Source organism: Streptomyces sp. NPDC056128 (assembly GCF_042263835.1).
GTDB lineage: Bacteria > Actinomycetota > Actinomycetes > Streptomycetales > Streptomycetaceae > Streptomyces.
The window spans coordinates 1-15,721 of sequence record NZ_JBHJVQ010000031.1; the positions used below are offsets into that span (position 1 = coordinate 1).

Below are 15,721 nucleotides of genomic sequence, written 5' to 3' on the forward strand. Positions count from 1 at the left end.
GGGGGGGGGGGGCGGGGGGGGGCGGTGCCCCCGGGGGGGGGGGGGGCGGGGGGGGGGGGGGGGGGGCCCGGTTTTTCCCCCGGGCCCCACGGCCACCGCTCAGGGGGTGTGGCGGACGGCGTTCGCGAGGATCGCGTCGCGCATGTAGGCGGCGAGGCCCGGCTTGGCGGCGTCGATGTTCCGCGTGAACCGTTCGTCCGAGACGTACATGTCGCCCAGGCAGGTGTGCATCTCGTACCCGCAGTCGTAGTGGTTGCGGGCGATCCCCTGCCGGTGGTCCTCGGCGGCGTCCATGGCCGCCTCGGAGTCGGCGGGCTCACCGGCGTCCATCAGGGCGACGAAGCGCCGGGTGAGTTCGTCTGACTCCTCCTGGATGCGCTGCCAGTCCTCCTTGGTGTACGAGGCGGTCTTCTCCCTCGACTGGCGGTAGGCGTCGGTGTTGCCCCAGCGGTCCTGGACCTCCTCCTCGTACTGGTCGGGGTCGAAGTCGCCGAAGACCTCGAACTTCTCCTCCGGCGTGAGGTTGATTCCCATGCTGCGTGCCTCCATGGCCTGCTCCACGGCCGCCGCCATCCTCTCCAGCTTCCCGATCCGGGCGGTCAGCAGCTCGTGCTGGCGGCGCAGGTGCGCGCGCGGGTCCGCGGCCGGGTCGTCGAGCAGGGCGGCGACCTCGTCGAGCGGGAAGCCGAGCTCTCGGTAGAACAGGATCTGCTGCAGCCGGTCGAGGTCGGCGTCGCTGTAGCGCCGGTGTCCCGCGTGGCTGCGCTCGCTGGGTACGAGCAGGCCGATGTCGTCGTAGTGGTGCAGGGTGCGCACCGTCACCGCGGCGAAGCCCGCGACCTGTCCCACGGAGTAGCTCACTTCCGCTCCCTTCTCTGACGCCGTCCACGCTGCCGCCTCACGTGACGTGAGGTGCAAGTCCGGGTGCGGGGTTCCCGGCCCGGACCTACCGTCGGTTGCATGCCACTGCAACACGGGCCCCACCCGCCGCAGGACGACGACCGCGCCCGGCGCCGGCTCGCCGTGAACCCCTTCCACGGTCAGGCGAACCCGACCGGCGGTATGACCGAGGCACCGCCCACGCACCGCCTCCCCGACGCCCCGCTGCCGCCGGAGAGCGCGTACCGGCTGGTCCACGACGAGCTGATGCTGGACGGCAACGCGCGGCTGAACCTGGCCACCTTCGTCACCACCTGGATGGAGCCGCAGGCCGGGGTGCTGATGAGCGAGTGCCGGGACAAGAACATGATCGACAAGGACGAGTACCCGCGCACCGCCGAGTTGGAGCGGCGCTGTGTGGCGATGCTCGCCGACCTGTGGCACGCGCCCGACCCGTCGACGACCGTGGGCTGTTCGACGACCGGGTCGAGCGAGGCGTGCATGCTCGCCGGGATGGCGCTGAAGCGGCGCTGGGCGCTGCGCAACGCCGACCGGTATCCGGGGGCGCGGCCCAATCTGGTGATGGGCGTGAACGTCCAGGTCTGCTGGGACAAGTTCTGCAACTTCTGGGAGGTGGAGGCCCGGCAGGTGCCCATGGAGGGCGACCGCTTCCACCTCGATCCGCGGGCCGCCGCCGAGTTGTGCGACGAGAACACGATCGGTGTCGTCGGCATCCTGGGCTCCACCTTCGACGGTTCCTACGAGCCGATCGCCGACCTGTGCGCCGCCCTGGACGCCCTCCAGGAGCGCACCGGTCTCGATGTGCCGGTGCACGTCGACGGGGCGTCGGGCGCCATGGTCGCGCCGTTCCTCGACGAGGACCTGGTGTGGGACTTCCGGCTGCCGAGGGTCGCCTCGATCAACACCTCGGGGCACAAGTACGGGCTGGTGTACCCGGGCGTCGGCTGGGCGCTGTGGCGGGACTCGGCCGCGCTGCCCGAGGAGCTGGTCTTCCGGGTCAACTACCTGGGCGGCGACATGCCGACCTTCGCGCTGAACTTCTCCCGGCCCGGCGCGCAGGTGGTGGCGCAGTACTACACGTTCCTGCGGCTGGGCCGGGAGGGTTACCAGGCGGTGCAGCAGACCGCGCGGGACACCGCCCGCGGACTCGCCGAACGGATCGAGGCGCTCGGCGACTTCCGGCTGCTGACGCGCGGCGACCAGTTGCCGGTGTTCGCCTTCACGACCGCCGACGACGTGACGGCGTACGACGTCTTCGACGTGTCGCGGCGGCTGCGGGAGGGCGGCTGGCTGGTGCCGGCGTACACCTTCCCGCCGCACCGCGAGGACCTGTCCGTGCTGCGGGTGGTGTGCCGCAACGGCTTCTCCACCGACATGGCGGACCTGCTCCTGGACGACCTGGAGCGACTGCTGCCGGAACTGCGCCGGCAGCCGCATCCGCTGAACCGGGACAAGGCGGCGGCCACCGGCTTCCACCACTAGGGGGTGTCGTTCACCGGCTGAGCCGCGCGAACCTCCCCACCGCCAGCGGGAAGAACACCACGAGCAGGGCCAGGGGCCAGGCGATCGCCGCCCACACGTGGCCGGACTCGCCGCCGGGGCCGCCGAACAGGTCGCGTACGGCGGTGGCGGTCTGGGACATGGGGTTCCACTGGACGACCGTGCCCAGCCAGCCGGGCATGGAGTCGGGCGTGGCGAAGGCGTTGGAGAGGAAGCCGACCGGCCAGACCAGGATCTGCACCGCCTGCACCAGCTCGGGCTTGCCGGCCACCAGGGCCAGGAAGATGCCGATCCACAGCATGGCGAAGCGGAAGAGCAGGAGCAGGCCGACGGCGCCCAGGAAGGCGCCGGGGCCGCCGTGGGTCCGCCAGCCGAGCGCGTGGCCGACCACGATCAGCACCGTGAGTCCGAGCGCCGACTGGAGCATGTCGGCGGCGGAACGGCCCACCAGGACCGCGCCGTTGGTCATCGGCAGGGAGCGGAAGCGGTCGACGACGCCCTTGTTGAGGTCCTGGGTGACGGCGATCATGGTGCCCTCCAGGCCGAACGCCATGGTGAGCGCCAGCATCCCGGGGACCAGGTAGTCGACGTACTCGCCGCTCACGCCCCGGCCGCCGCCGACCAGGTAGCCGAACATCAGCAGCAGCATGACCGGGAAGACCAGGTTGACGACCATGGTCACCGGCTGCCGCGCCCAGCGGGCCAGCTCCCGGCGGGTCATGGTCCAGGAGTCGGTCAGGGCGTAGGTCATGGGGTTCGGGTGCGGGACGGTGCTCGTGCTCACACGGCCTCCTTGGTGCGGTCGGTCAGGTGCAGGAACACCTCGTCCAGGGTGGGGCGGCGCAGCGCCACGTCCTCGGCCTCCAGACCGGCCTCCTCCAGCGCCCGTACGACGCCGGAGAGGGCGGCCATGCGGTCGGTGACCGGGGCGCTGAGCAGGCGGCGGTCGGGGTCGACGCGGACGCCGGTGAGGGGCAGCAGGGCGACGGCGGCGCCCAGTTGGCCGGCGTCGCGCAGGACGACGTCGACGCGGTCGCCGCCGATGGCGGCCTTCAGCTCGTCGGACGTGCCGTCGGCGACGACCCGGCCGGCGTCGACGACGGAGATGCGGTCGGCGAGCTGGTCGGCCTCCTCCAGGTACTGGGTGGTGAGCAGGACCGTCGTACCGCCGCCGACCAGCGAGCGGACCGAGTCCCAGACCTCGGCGCGGCCGCGCGGGTCGAGGCCGGTGGTCGGCTCGTCCAGGAAGAGCACCTCCGGTTCGGTGATCAGGGACGCGGCGAGGTCCAGGCGGCGCCGCATGCCGCCGCTGTAGGCGCTGACGGGTTTGCGTCCGGTGTCGGACAGTTCGAAGCGCGCGAGCAGGTCGTCGGCGCGCGCGCGTGCCCGCCGGGCGCCGAGGTGGTGGAGGCGGCCGAACATCTCCAGGTTCTGCCGGCCGCCCAGTTCCTCGTCGAGGGCCGCGTGCTGGCCGAGCAGGCCGATGCGCAGCCGTACGGCGTACGCCTGAGTGGCGACGTCGTGCCCCGCCACCTCGATCCGGCCCGCGTCGGGCCGCAGCAGGGTGGCCAGGATGCGGACCAGCGTCGTCTTGCCCGCGCCGTTCGGCCCCAGCACGCCGTGCACCGTGCCGCGCGTGACGGTGAGGTCGAGTCCGTCCAGCGCGTCCTTCTTGCCGTACTTCTTGCGTGCCCCTTCGACGGTGATCGCCGCGTCGGCCACTGCCACTCCCCTCGCTAGCCAAATTTGACTACTTCGCCAAGGTAACGCGCCGCGCGAGATTGGGCAAACTTGATTAGCGGGCAGCTCCGTCGTCTCCGTGGTGCGGCCGCCCCGCCGCGAACGGGTTCTCCTCGCCGTCCGCCAGCACCCCGACGAACGGATCGCCCTCGCCGGCGAAGGTGTACGCGCCGCCCCGGACGCGGTCGATGAGCCCGCGGGTCCACTCGGCGCCGGTGTCGGCCGAGTGGACCCAGAAGTTCATGATCTCGCCGATGTGCCCGAGCTGCCCCGGGCCCTCCTCGGGCGTGTAGTACTCGGTGACGGCGCCCCGCCATTCCTCGATCTTCCGCACCCGCTCCTCCAGCAGCGCGAGGGCCTCCTCGCGCGGGAGGTCGACCATGAAGCCGAGCGCCGCGGTGAGCACGTCCGGCCGCTGGTCGTAGGCGGTGAGGTACGCCCGCAGCAGGGTGAGGTACTCCTCCGTGCCCTGCTCGGTGACCTCGTACTCCACGCGCGGCGGCCCGCCCGCCGTGGACGGCGCGATCTCGTGCGCGAGCAGCAGCCCCTGCTTCGCCATCTGCTTCAACGCGTGGTAGATCGAGCCGGGCTTGGCGTTGGACCACTCGTGCGCGCCCCAGTACTCCAGGTCGTTGCGCACCTGGTAGCCGTGGGCCCGCCCGTGCTGACGCACGGCGCCGAGCACGAGGAGACGGATCGCTGACATGGGGTCCAGATTAGGGCCCGGCCACCACGGACGTCAGAACGGGAACCCACTGCGGCCGTGCTGTACCGAGATCCACTTCTGGGTGGTGAAGGCGTCCAGCATCGTGTCGCCGTTGAGGCGGCCGATGCCCGAGTGCTTCTCGCCGCCGAAGGGCACGATCGGCTCGTCGTGCACGGTGCCGTCGTTCACGTGGAACATGCCGGTGTCGATCCGCTTGGCGAAGTTCACGCCCCGCTCGACGTCCGCCGTGTGCACGGCGCCGCTCAGCCCGTACGGGGTGTCGTTGACCAGGCGTACGGCCTCCTCCTCGCCGTCGAAGGGGACGAGGAAGGCGACCGGGCCGAAGACCTCCTGGCGCAGCAGCGCGGAGTCGGCGGGCAGGCCGGTCAGGACCGACGGCTCGACCAGGTTGTCCGTGACCGTGCCGTGCACCAGGGCGGTGGCGCCCTCGGCGAGCGCCTGCTCGACCACGCTGGAGACCGCGTCCGCCTGGGAGGAGTTGATCACCGGGCCGATCACGGTCGACGGGTCGCGCGGGTCGCCGGTCTTGAGCGTGCGGACCTTGGCGACGAACTTCTCGGTGAACTCGTCGGCCACCGCGCGGTCGACCAGCACGCGGTTGGCGGCCATGCAGACCTGGCCCTGGTGCACGTACCGGCTGAAGACGGCGGCGTCGACCGCGTAGTCGACGTCGGCGTCGTCGAGGACCACCAGGGCGCTGTTGCCGCCGAGTTCGAGAATGGAGCGCTTGAAGTGCGCGGCGCAGACCGTGGCCACGTGGCGGCCGACCTTGTCCGAGCCGGTGAAGGAGATGACCTTGGGGACCGGGTGCTCGATGAAGGCGTCCCCGATCTCCGCGATGTCGGTTACGACGACGTTGAGCAGGCCGCCGGGGAGCCCCGCGTCCTCGAAGAGCTTCGCGACCAGGGTGCCGCCGACGATCGGCGTGTTCTGGTGCGGCTTGAGGACGACGCCGTTGCCCAGGGCGAGGGCCGGGGCGACCGACTTCAGCGAGAGGAGGAAGGGGAAGTTGAAGGGGCTGATGACGCCCACGACGCCGACCGGCACCCGGTAGACGCGGTTCTCCTTGCCGTCGACCGGGGACGGGATGATCCGGCCCTCGGGACGCAGCGCCAGGTGGACCGCCTCGCGCAGGAACTCCTTGGCGAGGTGCAGTTCGAAGGCGGCCTTCAGACGGGTGCCGCCCAGCTCGGCGACGATCGCCTCGCTGATCTCCTCCTCGCGCTCCTCCACCAGGCGCAGCGCCTTCTCGAACACCGCGCGGCGCGCGTACGGGTTCGTCGCGGCCCACTGCTTCTGGGCGCGCTCGGCGGCCCGGTAGGCGGCGTCGACCTCGTCGGCCGTGGCTATGGTGACCGAGGCCAGCTTCTCGTTGTCGTACGGGTTGAAGTCGATGATGTCCCAGGATCCGGTGCCCGGGCGCCACTCGCCGTCGATGTACTGCTGGGCGAGGTCGGTGAAGTACGACGACATGTGATCCCTCAATCCCCTGAGCTGCCGCAGCCGGAGCGGGCCGCCTGAATGGGCGTCATCGTACTTATGTTTTACGAGAGTTGGAGGAGCCCCCGGAGAAGGTCCCGGCTCTCGTCCGGCCCCGGACTGTCCTGCTGGAGTTCCTTCAGCGCCGTCTCGTACTGGGTGACGTCCTCGTGCTTGTCGAGGTAGAGCGCGCTGGTGAGCTGCTCCAGGTAGACGACGTCCGACAGGTCGGACTCGGGGAAGCTGAGGAGCGTGAACGCGCCACTCTCGCCGGAGTGTCCGCCGAAGCCGAACGGCATGATCTGGAGCCGCACATTGGGGCGTTCGGACATCTCGATCAGGTGCTGGAGCTGTCCGCGCATCACCGCGCGGTCGCCGTAGGGACGGCGCAGGGCGGCCTCGTCCAGGACGATGTGGAACTCGGGTGCGTTCTCCGCGACGAGGTACTTCTGCCGCTCCAGGCGCAGCGCGACCCGCCGTTCGACGTCCGCCGCGCCGGCGCCCTTCATGCCGCGCCGGACCACCGCGCGGGCGTACTCCTCGGTCTGCAGCAGGCCGTGCACGAACTGCACCTCGTACACCCGGATCAGCGAGGCGGCGCCCTCCAGGCCCACATAGGTGGGGAACCAGCTGGGCAGCACGTCGGAGTAGCTGTGCCACCAGCCCGCGACATTGGCCTCCTTGGCCAGCGAGAGCAGGGAGGTGCGCTCCTGCTCATCGGTGATGCCGTACAGCGTCAGCAGGTCCTCGACGTCCCTCGTCTTGAAGCTCACCCGGCCCAGCTCCATCCGGCTGATCTTCGATTCGGAGGCGCGGATCGAGTAGCCCGCCGCCTCCCGCGTGATCCCCCGCGTCTCACGCAGTCGCCTGAGTTGTGATCCGAGCAGCATGCGCCGCACCACCGATCCGGGCTCTCCCGCGCTCACGTTCGCCAGCCTCCCCAACCGTCTTCAGGGGCCGAAGTCTGCCACTAAAACACTCCGAGCAGTACTCGTCCGGTTACGGAAATGGAATCGAGCCAAAGGAAACGCACAGGATCATGCAGGCGATGATCCGAAACCGGTCGTCGCCAGAGATGAAGGGGAGGCGAAAATGACGGAAAAATTGCCCAACAAGCGGTACGGGCAGGTCCATTTCGGTCACGTGCACGTGCATCTGCCCTTGCATCTGCGGTACGCATCCGAAACCATGGTCCCGCACCACCGCGCCGCATCGCTACGACCGCGAATTCTCGGGAGTGCCTCGCATGGGGACGAATGGATCGACCATGCTCGAGCCGTTACGGCAGGGCCTTCCGCCACTCGACCCCGCGGCCGTGTCCAACGCCGCCTCCTGCGCCCTCCCGCCGCGCTTCGAAGCGGTGCGCGAGGCCCGGAGATTCACCCGCAGAACGCTGGACGGCTGGGACGCGGGCGACCGCTTCGACGACGTCTGCCTGGTGGTCTCCGAACTCGTCACCAACGCCCTGCGCCACGCGCTGCCGGCGGACACCCCCCGCCACGGCGAGCACAACGGCCCCGTCCGGCTGCACCTGATGCGCTGGACCGAGCGGCTGGTGTGCGCGGTGCGCGACCCCAGTCACGACAGTCCGGTGGCCCGCGAGACGGACGACTTCTCGGCCGAGTCGGGCCGCGGCCTCCTCCTCGTGGACTCCTTCAGCGACAGCTGGGGCTGGCACCCGCTCGCCGGGACGCTCAACGGCAAGGTCGTCTGGGCGCTGTTCCGGCTCCCGCGGCCCTGCGAGGGGACGGACCCGACCTACGGATGACGCAGCGCCGCGACGCCTTGACGCGTCGCGGTTCTACGCGTGTCACACGCCGGGTGCCACGTGTCACCCGGCGTGTCAGCTCGTGACCAGGTGGTCGAACTCGCCGTCCTTGACGCCGAGCAGCATGGCCTCGATCTCGGCCCGCGTGTAGACGAGCGCGGGCCCGTCGGGAAAGCGCGAGTTGCGCACCGCGACGGCGCCGTCGGGCAGCCGCGCGAACTCCACGCAGGACCCCTGCGAGTTGCTGTGCCGGCTCTTCTGCCAGGCTGCGTCGTGCAGCTGCGTGGCGGCCATGCCGTTGTACACGCCGGACACGCGGTCAACGTCGTACACGTCGTGGTCCACAGGTCGCTCCCCGGTGGTGCACTGGCTGATGTGGCCATTGATGCAGTGGTCAACTGATCCGGATCATAACCCCGTTCACGTGCTGATGCATGAGCAAATGCACGTGCACGCGCGGTGTTCCTGCGGTTACAGCCTTGACGGCCGCTTTACCCGAAAGCCCTTGCTCTCATGGACGCCCACTGCGGAGAAGACGTTCCCCGTTTGCCCCCGAATTCCTAGAACATGCAACAACATGCAACAGCGCCGGGAGCCCGCTCGGCTGAGCGGGCCCCCGGCGCGACGTCGGACGGGACGGTTGCGGCGCAGGTCAGCGCGGTGCGTAGGGCAGCAGCGCCATCTCGCGCGCGTTCTTGATCGCCCTGGCCAGCCGCCGCTGCTGCTGGGACGTCACGCGGGTGACGCGGCGGCTGCGGATCTTGCCGCGGTCGGAGATGAACCTCCGCAACAGGTCGGTGTCCTTGTAGTCGATGTACGTCACTCCGGCCTGGTCCAGCGGGTTGGGCCGCTTCCCGGCGGGCTTGCGGTCACTCTTGCGGGGGATCCGGGACATGGGGTCAGACCTCCAGGAGGGTGTCGAAGCCGGACGGCAGCCGCTCCCAGGCGGCCCGCCCGGCGGCGTACTCGGCGTCGGTCAGCAGGCAGGACTCCAGGAGCCGGGCCAGGCCGTCGCGGTCGAGGCCGGGAGACGTGAAGACCAGGTGCTGGCAGCGGTCGCCGTGCTCGGGGTGCCAGTCCAGCGCGGCGGCGGCCCGGCGCACCGGCGGGACCAGGTCCCAGGCGGCGTCGGGCAGCGAGGCGAGCCACGGCCCCGCCCCCTCCACGCACAGCGCCCCGCCCGCGGCGTCCCAGTGCAGCAGCGTGTCCGCCTTGTCGGCCAGCCAGAACCGGCCCCGGCTGCGGGCGGCGGCACAGGTCAGGTCCTCCAGCGCCGCGTACAGCCGGCCCGGGTGGAAGGGGCGGCGGCGGTGCCAGACCAGCGTGGTGACGCCGTGCGCGTCGGCCTCGGCGGGCAGCAGGGCGCAGGCCGGGTGCTGGGCGGCGGCCGCGGCCTCCACGTCGAACCCGGCGAGGGCGGCGCGGGCCAGCTCGGAGGGCGGGGCGGGCGCGCTCCCGTCCGCGTGGCCGACCGGCACCCGGCGGGCCGTCGGATGCAGCTGGGCCAGCAGCTCGCGGTCCTCGTCGTCGGCCTCCGGTGAGCCGGGGAGGGAGTCGGCCAGGGCGAGGACGGGGGCGTACTCCAGCTGCCGCGCGAAGGTGTCGGCGACGGTGCGCTGGTCGGTGGCCGCGGCGGCGAGGCCGCCCTCGGCGAGGTCGTCGCCGTTGCCCAGGTACGGCAGCACCAGGGCCGGGTCCACGGCGGTGATCACGCCGGTGACGGTGAAGCCGCCGGCCGTCACCACCTCCGCCATGGCCTTGGGCTCGACGGAGTCCCACAGCTCGACCACCGCCAGCGGGGTGCCCCCGGCGTCCGCCAGCCGGACCAGCTCGGGGACGAGGTCCTCGCGCAGGGCGCAGCAGGCGCAGTCGTTGACGAGGGGCGCCTCGCCGGCGGAGAGGATGCCGGTGGCGTCCCGCACGGTCCGTACGACCGTGCCCGCGGTGGCCGTCGCCAGGTCGTGGTGGAGGACGACGCTGCCCGGCACGTCGGCCAGCAGCCGCGCCACGGTCGCCCGGCGGGCCTCGGCGTGCAGCCCGCCGACGATCACCACCGGCGGCGCCGGTCGGTCCGGGCCGCTCATGCCCCGCCCTTCCCGTACCGGCGCGCGAAGCGCTCCACGCGTCCGGCGGTGTCCAGGACGCGGGCGGTGCCCGTGTAGAAGGGGTGGCTGACGTTCGAGGTCTCGACGTCGACGACCGGGTAGGTCCGGCCGTCCTCCCACTCGACGGTGCGCTCGCTGGTCATCGTCGAGCGGGTGAGGAAGGCGTGGTTCGCCGCGCGGTCGCGGAAGACGACCGGGCGGTACTCGGGGTGGATTCCCTCGCGCATGACGGGTCAGCGCTCCTCTCGGAAGTCGACGTGCCGGCCGGCCACCGGGTCGTACTTGCGCAGGGTCAGCCGGTCCGGGTCGTTGCGGCGGTTCTTGCGGGTGACGTAGGTGAAGCCGGTCCCGGCGGTGGACCTCAGCTTGATGACCGGACGGAGTTCGTTGCGTGCCATGCTGCTATCTTACTGAAAATGAATTCCATTAACAGTTACGTCCGCCCCCTCTGAAGGAGAGGTACGTCACCCGTGTCCGCCCACTGCATGCTGACCGGCACCGAGCCCGGTTTCGGCAACCGCATCTCCCACTCCCACCGGCGCACCTCGCGCCGCTTCGACCCCAACATCCAGAGCAAGCGGTACTGGCTGCCGAGCGAGCGCAGGCACGTACGGCTGCGGCTGAGCACGAAGGGGATCAGGACGGTCGACGCGATCGGCGTGGAGGCGGCCGTGGCCCGCATCCGTGCCCGGGGAGTGAAGGTCTGATGGCGAAGAAGAGCAAGATCGCGAAGAACGAGCAGCGGCGGGTGACCGTCGCGCGGTACGCGGCGCGCCGGGCCGAACTGAAGGAGGTCGTCCGGCGCCCGTCCTCCACCGAGGCCGAACGGCTCGCCGCCCTGCGGGAACTGCGCAGGCAGCCGCGCGACGCGAGCCCCACGCGGGTGCGCAACCGCGACCAGGTCGACGGACGCCCGCGCGGCTACCTCCGCACCTTCGGGCTGTCCCGGGTGAACCTGCGTGAGCAGGCGCACGCCGGACATCTGCCGGGGGTCCGCAAGTCGTCCTGGTAACTTGCGGCTGTCCTCAGGTCGTCCCGGGGTTGCGATGCCCCTGGGGCCGGCCCGGCCGTCCGGCTACAGCTTGGAGCTTCCCGTGACGTTGGTGACTGCGGAGAGTACGGCGAGCGCGACGCGTACGGATGACCTTCTGCCGGAACCCCGCGCGCGGCGCTCGGACGGGCGGCGCTCGCGCGGGCGGGCGCGGCGGTCCGTGCGGGCCGCGGCCGTGACCCTCGGGCTGGTGGGCACGCTGGCGCTGACCGCGTGCACCGACGGCGGGGGCTCCGAGGACGGTGGCTCGGGCGGGAGCGGCTCGGGCGGGGGCGGCGAGTCCTCGGCGGCGCCCGAGGCGTCCGCGAGCACGGACCCGGGCGGCGACAGCGGCGGGTCGCCGTCCGACGCCGGGGAGTTGGAGGGGAGCTGGCTGGCCACCACCGACGGCCAGGCCGTCGCGCTGATGGTGACCGGCGACAAGGCCGCCCTCTTCGCCACCGGCGGAACCGTGTGCAGCGGCACCGCCGGTGAGGACGCCGGCACCCGGATCATCCGCCTCAAGTGCACCGACGGCAGCGACGACCGGGCGACCGGCACGGTCGGGTCGGTGGACGGCAAGTCCCTCAAGATGATCTGGGAGGGCGGTCTCGGCGAGGAGACGTACACCAAGTCGGAGGGCGGGTCGCTGCCGCCGGGCCTGCCGACGGAGGGCCTCGGCTCCTGAACCCGCGCCTGCTCCAGTGGCCGCCTACCGCAGTGGCCGTCGGCGGCCGACCTCGGCGTGGTCGGCCGCGCGGGTGCCCTCCGTCCAGCCGGCCGCGTCACCGGCGCCGCGCAGCCGGGTCGTGGTCGTCTCGGGGAACATGCGCTCCAGCCGGTCGGTGACCGCGACCTCCCGGGAGGCGAGCACCGGCAGCAGGTCCACGTCCCCGGCGCTGCCCGCCTCGGCGGTGACGGCCTCCGCGGCGGCCCGCAACCGGGTGCCCGCGCGGTGGGCGTAGGCGGCGAGGAACGACTGGCGGAACGTCTTGGTGCGCTTGCGCCCGCCCGCCCGCTGGGCCGCCTCCGCCTTCGTCATCGCGGCCTCGGCCTGCACCAGCAGCGAGGTGTAGAGGAGTTCGACCGCCTCCAGATCGGCCTCGAAACCGACGACGGTGGAGAAGCCGAGGGGCTCGTTCCACACCGCCCGGCAGTGGTTGGCGTCGGCCACCGCGTCCAGCAGCACCGCCTTGGCCCGCTCGTACGGCGCCTCGACCCCGATCCGGCAGGCGCCGGGGGCGTCCGGCGAGGGAGCGTGCACCGACAGCAGCGCCTCGTCGACGCTGTGCCGGGCCATCAGCTCCTGCGCCTTGCCGCTCAGCGCCTCCGCCTCCTCCGGATACCCGGTCGCCTCCGCCTTGGCGAGCAGCGCGCGGATGCGGGCGAGGGCGCGGGACTCGGGCCGGTTCTCCCGCCGGGGCCGCCCGGTCTCCCCCGCGTCGAGGGGCTCCAGCGTGGGCAGCCGCAGCAGCAGGCGGTACAGCTCCAGTACGGCGGTGGCGTGCGAGAAGCGGTCGGTGCGCGGCGGGGCGGTCCCGTCCGGTACGCCGTCGAGCTGCGCCGCCCAGCGGGGGCCGCGCGGCCGGTCGTGCGGCGCCTGCGCGCGGATCAGCGCCGCGACCAGCCGTACGTGTACGTCGCCCAGTTCGCGGCGGACGACGCGCACGAGGTCGGCGGGCTGCCAGCCGCGCCGCCAGGCCGTGGCCACGAACTCCTCGCCGCGCCCGGCCAGTTCCGCGTCCGCCGCCGGGTCGGCCGCGAGCAGCGAGGCGGCGGTGTCGAGGGCGTGCTCGGCGGTGTCGTAGAGGGCGGCCTCGAAGGCGCGGTCGACGGTGCGGGACGTACTCACCCGGCGATCGTGCCACGACCCGCCGAGAGCGAGCGACCTACTGTCAACTGAAGGTTGACAGTCATGAGGGCGCAACCTACGGTTGACACATGGCGACGAATCCGAGCATCACGTCATCCGTACGACTCGACGAACTCATCACCGCGATCAAGAAGGTGCACCCGGAGCCCCTCGAACAGCTCCAGGACGCCGTCATCGCCGGCGAGCACCTCGGAGAGGTGGCCGACCACCTCATCGGACACTTCGTGGACCAGGCCCGGCGTTCGGGTGCTTCCTGGACGGACATCGGCAAGAGCATGGGCGTCACCCGCCAGGCGGCGCAGAAGCGCTTCGTGCCCAAGGAGTCGGCCGACCTGGACGCGAGCCAGGGCTTCAGCCGCTACACGCCGCGCGCGCAGAACGCCGTGATGGCCGCGCACAACGAGGCGGTGGCCGCCGGCGCCACCGAGGGCCTGCCCGAACACCTCGTCCTGGGCGTGCTCACCGTACGCGACGGTCTGGCCGCCAAGGCGATCACCGCGCAGGGCGTGGCCCTCGATGCGATCCGCGAGGCGGCGACGGCGAAGCTGCCGCCCGCCGCCGACGAGGTCCCGGAACTGGTGCCGTACGGCCCCGCCGCGAAGAAGGTCCTGGAACTCACCTTCCGCGAGGCCCTCCGCCTCGGCCACAACTACATCGGCACCGAACACATCCTGCTCGCCCTGCTGGAGCACGAGAACGGCGAGGGCGTACTGAGCGGACTCGGCATCGGCAAGGAGTCGATCGAGCGGTACGTCACGGAGGTACTGGCGCAGTTCATGAAGCCGGAACCGGAAGACGACCGCGAGGAGGGACAGGGCTGACGCCCGCGGTCGCGGAGGGTCTGACAACGCCGCTGCGGTCGCCGCGGGGGGGATTGTCAGACCCTGCTGCGACACTCGCGACATGGCCGACCGGTGGGCACTCGCCGTGGCCGAGGAGGGTGGTGTGGAGGTCGCCCCCCTCGGCCCCGACGGGCTGCCCGCCGGACCGGTGCGGCGGGAGGCCGGCCCCGCCGAGGCCGTACGGAGCAGGCCGGAGGTCGCGCGCTGGGTGTGGCGGTCCACCGCCGAGGTCGCTCCGCGCCTGCTCGCCACGGGGGTGCGAGTCGAGCGGTGCTACGACATGGAGGCAGCCGAGACCCTGCTCCTCGGCCACGAGGGGCGGTACGGGGAGCCGCGCTCGGCCGCGGCGGCCCTGGCCCGGCTGCGCGGCGGCCCCGTACCGACCGATCCGCCGCAGCGCTCCGCCGAGCCGGGCGCTCAGTCCCCGCTGTTCGAACCGCAGGGGGTCCACCTGCCCCTGGACGACCTGCTCGCCGTCTACGCCGAGCAGCAGCGCCGGCACGAGCGGACCGCCCACCCCGACCGGATGCGGCTGCTGACCGCGGCCGAGTCGGCGGGCACGCTGGTGGCGGCCGAGATGAACCACGCGGGGCTCCCCTGGCGGGCCGACGTCCACCGCGAGATCCTCCACGACCTGCTGGGCGAGCGGTACGCGGGCGGGGGCGAGCCGCGCCGCCTGGCCGAGCTGGCGGAGGAGGTGTCGGCGGCGTTCGGCCGACGGGTGCGGCCCGACCTGCCCGCGGACGTGGTCAAGGCGTTCGGGCAGGCGGGCGTCAAGGTCGGCTCCACCCGCCGCTGGGAGCTGGAATCGCTCGACCATCCTGCCGTGAAGCCCTTGATCGAGTACAAGAAGCTGTACCGGATCTGGGTCGCGCACGGCTGGTCCTGGCTCCAGGACTGGGTGCGCGAGGGACGGTTCCGCCCCGAGTTCCTGGCCGGCGGCACCGTCACCGGACGCTGGGTGACCAATGGCGGGGGCGGGCTGCAGATCCCCAAGGTGATCCGGCGGGCCGTCGTCGCCGACCCCGGCTGGCGGCTGGTCGTCGCGGACGCCGACCAGATGGAGCCGCGGGTACTGGCGGCGATCTCCCGCGACCCCGGGCTGATGGAGGTGGCCGGCCGGGAGAGCGACCTCTACCAGTCGGTCTCCGACCGCGCCTTCTCCGGAGACCGCGCGCAGGCCAAACTCGCCGTGCTCGGCGCGGTGTACGGGCAGACCTCCGGCGACGGCCTGAAGAACCTCGCCGCGCTCCGACGCCGCTTCCCGAGGGCGGTGGCGTACGTGGACGACGCGGCCCGCGCGGGCGAGGAGGGGCGGCTCGTGCGGACCTGGCTCGGGCGCACCTGCCCGCCGGCGGCCGGCGCGGCCGACGGCGCCGAGGAGGCGGGCCTGCCGCAGGACGACCCCACCGGCTCCCCGGACCGCCCGCACGAGTGGGTGCCGGGCTACGCCTCCACCGACGCCCGCGCGCGGGGCCGCTTCGCCCGCAACTTCGTCGTGCAGGGCAGCGCCGCCGACTGGGCGCTGCTGCTGCTCGCCGCGCTGCGGCAGCACTGCGCGGACATGGCGGCCGAGCTGGTCTTCTTCCAGCACGACGAGGTGATCGTGCACTGTCCCGAGGAGGAGGCCGACGCGGTCGTGGCGGCGATCCGGGAGTCGGCGGAACTGGCGGGACGGCTGACGTTCGGGGCCACGCCGGTGCGGTTCCCGTTCACCACGGCGGTGGTGGAGTGCTACGGGGACGCGAAGTGAGCGC

General features: G+C 72.2%; 19 protein-coding genes. 7 read left to right on the plus strand and 12 right to left on the minus strand.

What is annotated here, in order from left to right:
- Positions 1-99: 99 nt before the first annotated feature.
- Positions 100-861, minus strand: a complete 762-nt coding sequence (locus tag ACFC1X_RS34040; RefSeq protein WP_376361483.1) for a MerR family transcriptional regulator — start codon at positions 859-861, stop codon at positions 100-102.
- A 99-nt stretch (positions 862-960) separates the two neighbouring features.
- On the opposite strand from ACFC1X_RS34040, the gene ACFC1X_RS34045 reads away from it, so the two are divergent.
- Positions 961-2,382, plus strand: a complete 1,422-nt coding sequence (locus tag ACFC1X_RS34045) for a glutamate decarboxylase (protein ID WP_376361486.1) — start codon at positions 961-963, stop codon at positions 2,380-2,382.
- 10 nt (positions 2,383-2,392) lie between these two features.
- On the opposite strand, the gene ACFC1X_RS34050 is transcribed toward ACFC1X_RS34045, so the two are convergent.
- The 5 genes from ACFC1X_RS34050 to ACFC1X_RS34070 all read right to left on the minus strand — a co-directional run bounded on the left by ACFC1X_RS34050 (position 2,393) and on the right by ACFC1X_RS34070 (position 7,236).
- The gene (locus tag ACFC1X_RS34050) at positions 2,393-3,151 is read right to left on the minus strand and encodes an ABC transporter permease (protein WP_376361670.1); all 759 of its coding nucleotides are present in this window, start codon (positions 3,149-3,151) and stop codon (positions 2,393-2,395) included.
- A gap of 29 nt (positions 3,152-3,180) precedes the next feature.
- Complete coding sequence (locus ACFC1X_RS34055) at positions 3,181-4,122, minus strand: ATP-binding cassette domain-containing protein (RefSeq protein ID WP_376361489.1); 942 nt, start codon at positions 4,120-4,122, stop codon at positions 3,181-3,183.
- 73 nt (positions 4,123-4,195) lie between these two features.
- A complete protein-coding gene (locus ACFC1X_RS34060; protein WP_376361492.1) occupies positions 4,196-4,846 on the minus strand; it encodes a PadR family transcriptional regulator in 651 nt (216 codons plus the stop codon).
- Positions 4,847-4,879: 33 nt separating this feature from the next.
- On the minus strand, positions 4,880-6,340 hold the full coding sequence (locus ACFC1X_RS34065; RefSeq protein WP_376361494.1) for an aldehyde dehydrogenase family protein: 1,461 nt from the start codon (positions 6,338-6,340) through the stop codon (positions 4,880-4,882).
- A gap of 71 nt (positions 6,341-6,411) precedes the next feature.
- Complete coding sequence (locus ACFC1X_RS34070) at positions 6,412-7,236, minus strand: helix-turn-helix domain-containing protein (RefSeq protein ID WP_376361673.1); 825 nt, start codon at positions 7,234-7,236, stop codon at positions 6,412-6,414.
- A 356-nt stretch (positions 7,237-7,592) separates the two neighbouring features.
- Between ACFC1X_RS34070 and ACFC1X_RS34075 the strand changes: the two genes are divergently transcribed.
- A complete protein-coding gene (locus ACFC1X_RS34075; protein WP_376361497.1) occupies positions 7,593-8,114 on the plus strand; it encodes an ATP-binding protein in 522 nt (173 codons plus the stop codon).
- A 75-nt stretch (positions 8,115-8,189) separates the two neighbouring features.
- On the opposite strand, the gene ACFC1X_RS34080 is transcribed toward ACFC1X_RS34075, so the two are convergent.
- The 5 genes from ACFC1X_RS34080 to rpmG all read right to left on the minus strand — a co-directional run bounded on the left by ACFC1X_RS34080 (position 8,190) and on the right by rpmG (position 10,617).
- The gene (locus tag ACFC1X_RS34080; protein WP_122616831.1) at positions 8,190-8,459 is read right to left on the minus strand and encodes a DUF397 domain-containing protein; all 270 of its coding nucleotides are present in this window, start codon (positions 8,457-8,459) and stop codon (positions 8,190-8,192) included.
- A 307-nt stretch (positions 8,460-8,766) separates the two neighbouring features.
- Positions 8,767-9,009: a 30S ribosomal protein S18 gene (gene rpsR / locus ACFC1X_RS34085; protein ID WP_376361500.1), complete on the minus strand. Its 243-nt coding sequence runs from the start codon at positions 9,007-9,009 to the stop codon at positions 8,767-8,769.
- 4 nt (positions 9,010-9,013) lie between these two features.
- On the minus strand, positions 9,014-10,198 hold the full coding sequence (locus tag ACFC1X_RS34090) for a CobW family GTP-binding protein (protein ID WP_376361503.1): 1,185 nt from the start codon (positions 10,196-10,198) through the stop codon (positions 9,014-9,016).
- Complete coding sequence (locus ACFC1X_RS34095; protein ID WP_122616829.1) at positions 10,195-10,446, minus strand: type B 50S ribosomal protein L31; 252 nt, start codon at positions 10,444-10,446, stop codon at positions 10,195-10,197. Before ACFC1X_RS34095 ends, ACFC1X_RS34090 begins: the two co-directional genes overlap by 4 nt.
- Before the next feature lie 6 nt (positions 10,447-10,452).
- Positions 10,453-10,617, minus strand: a complete 165-nt coding sequence (rpmG, locus tag ACFC1X_RS34100; RefSeq protein ID WP_044382365.1) for a 50S ribosomal protein L33 — start codon at positions 10,615-10,617, stop codon at positions 10,453-10,455.
- A 72-nt stretch (positions 10,618-10,689) separates the two neighbouring features.
- On the opposite strand from rpmG, the gene rpmB reads away from it, so the two are divergent.
- The 3 genes from rpmB (at position 10,690) to ACFC1X_RS34115 (ending at position 11,937) form a co-directional block, all read left to right on the plus strand.
- Positions 10,690-10,926 carry a 50S ribosomal protein L28 gene (rpmB, locus tag ACFC1X_RS34105; RefSeq protein WP_376361508.1) on the plus strand — a complete coding sequence of 79 codons (237 nt, stop codon included), beginning with the start codon at positions 10,690-10,692 and terminating at the stop codon, positions 10,924-10,926.
- Positions 10,926-11,231, plus strand: a complete 306-nt coding sequence (gene rpsN / locus ACFC1X_RS34110) for a 30S ribosomal protein S14 (RefSeq protein ID WP_376361511.1) — start codon at positions 10,926-10,928, stop codon at positions 11,229-11,231. The genes rpmB and rpsN overlap by 1 nt, the downstream gene beginning before the upstream one ends.
- A gap of 82 nt (positions 11,232-11,313) precedes the next feature.
- Complete coding sequence (locus ACFC1X_RS34115) at positions 11,314-11,937, plus strand: hypothetical protein (protein WP_376361514.1); 624 nt, start codon at positions 11,314-11,316, stop codon at positions 11,935-11,937.
- A 24-nt stretch (positions 11,938-11,961) separates the two neighbouring features.
- Here ACFC1X_RS34115 and ACFC1X_RS34120 read toward each other — a convergent pair whose 3' ends face one another.
- The gene (locus ACFC1X_RS34120; protein WP_376361517.1) at positions 11,962-13,101 is read right to left on the minus strand and encodes a DUF2786 domain-containing protein; all 1,140 of its coding nucleotides are present in this window, start codon (positions 13,099-13,101) and stop codon (positions 11,962-11,964) included.
- Between the two features lie 89 nt (positions 13,102-13,190).
- Here ACFC1X_RS34120 and ACFC1X_RS34125 point away from each other — a divergent pair, with 89 nt between their 5' ends.
- Positions 13,191-13,943: a Clp protease N-terminal domain-containing protein gene (locus ACFC1X_RS34125; protein WP_376361520.1), complete on the plus strand. Its 753-nt coding sequence runs from the start codon at positions 13,191-13,193 to the stop codon at positions 13,941-13,943.
- A gap of 82 nt (positions 13,944-14,025) precedes the next feature.
- Positions 14,026-15,717, plus strand: coding sequence for a bifunctional 3'-5' exonuclease/DNA polymerase (locus tag ACFC1X_RS34130; protein WP_376361523.1), 1,692 nt, complete (start codon positions 14,026-14,028; stop codon positions 15,715-15,717).
- Positions 15,718-15,721: the final 4 nt, after the last annotated feature.

Bases quoted from the DNA above. Each gene is read 5' to 3' on its own strand.
- ACFC1X_RS34065 (WP_376361494.1), bottom strand. From the start codon at position 6,340: ATGTCGTCGTACTTCACCGACCTCGCCCAGCAGTACATCGACGGCGAG.
- rpsR (WP_376361500.1), bottom strand. From the start codon at position 9,009: ATGTCCCGGATCCCCCGCAAGAGTGACCGCAAGCCCGCCGGGAAGCGG.
- ACFC1X_RS34125 (WP_376361520.1), top strand. From the start codon at position 13,191: ATGGCGACGAATCCGAGCATCACGTCATCCGTACGACTCGACGAACTC.
- ACFC1X_RS34060 (WP_376361492.1), bottom strand. From the start codon at position 4,846: ATGTCAGCGATCCGTCTCCTCGTGCTCGGCGCCGTGCGTCAGCACGGG.
- ACFC1X_RS34045 (WP_376361486.1), top strand. From the start codon at position 961: ATGCCACTGCAACACGGGCCCCACCCGCCGCAGGACGACGACCGCGCC.
- ACFC1X_RS34070 (WP_376361673.1), bottom strand. From the start codon at position 7,236: ATGCTGCTCGGATCACAACTCAGGCGACTGCGTGAGACGCGGGGGATC.
- ACFC1X_RS34075 (WP_376361497.1), top strand. From the start codon at position 7,593: ATGGGGACGAATGGATCGACCATGCTCGAGCCGTTACGGCAGGGCCTT.
- rpsN (WP_376361511.1), top strand. From the start codon at position 10,926: ATGGCGAAGAAGAGCAAGATCGCGAAGAACGAGCAGCGGCGGGTGACC.
- ACFC1X_RS34090 (WP_376361503.1), bottom strand. From the start codon at position 10,198: ATGAGCGGCCCGGACCGACCGGCGCCGCCGGTGGTGATCGTCGGCGGG.
- ACFC1X_RS34050 (WP_376361670.1), bottom strand. From the start codon at position 3,151: ATGACCTACGCCCTGACCGACTCCTGGACCATGACCCGCCGGGAGCTG.
- ACFC1X_RS34130 (WP_376361523.1), top strand. From the start codon at position 14,026: ATGGCCGACCGGTGGGCACTCGCCGTGGCCGAGGAGGGTGGTGTGGAG.
- rpmG (WP_044382365.1), bottom strand. From the start codon at position 10,617: ATGGCACGCAACGAACTCCGTCCGGTCATCAAGCTGAGGTCCACCGCC.
- ACFC1X_RS34095 (WP_122616829.1), bottom strand. From the start codon at position 10,446: ATGCGCGAGGGAATCCACCCCGAGTACCGCCCGGTCGTCTTCCGCGAC.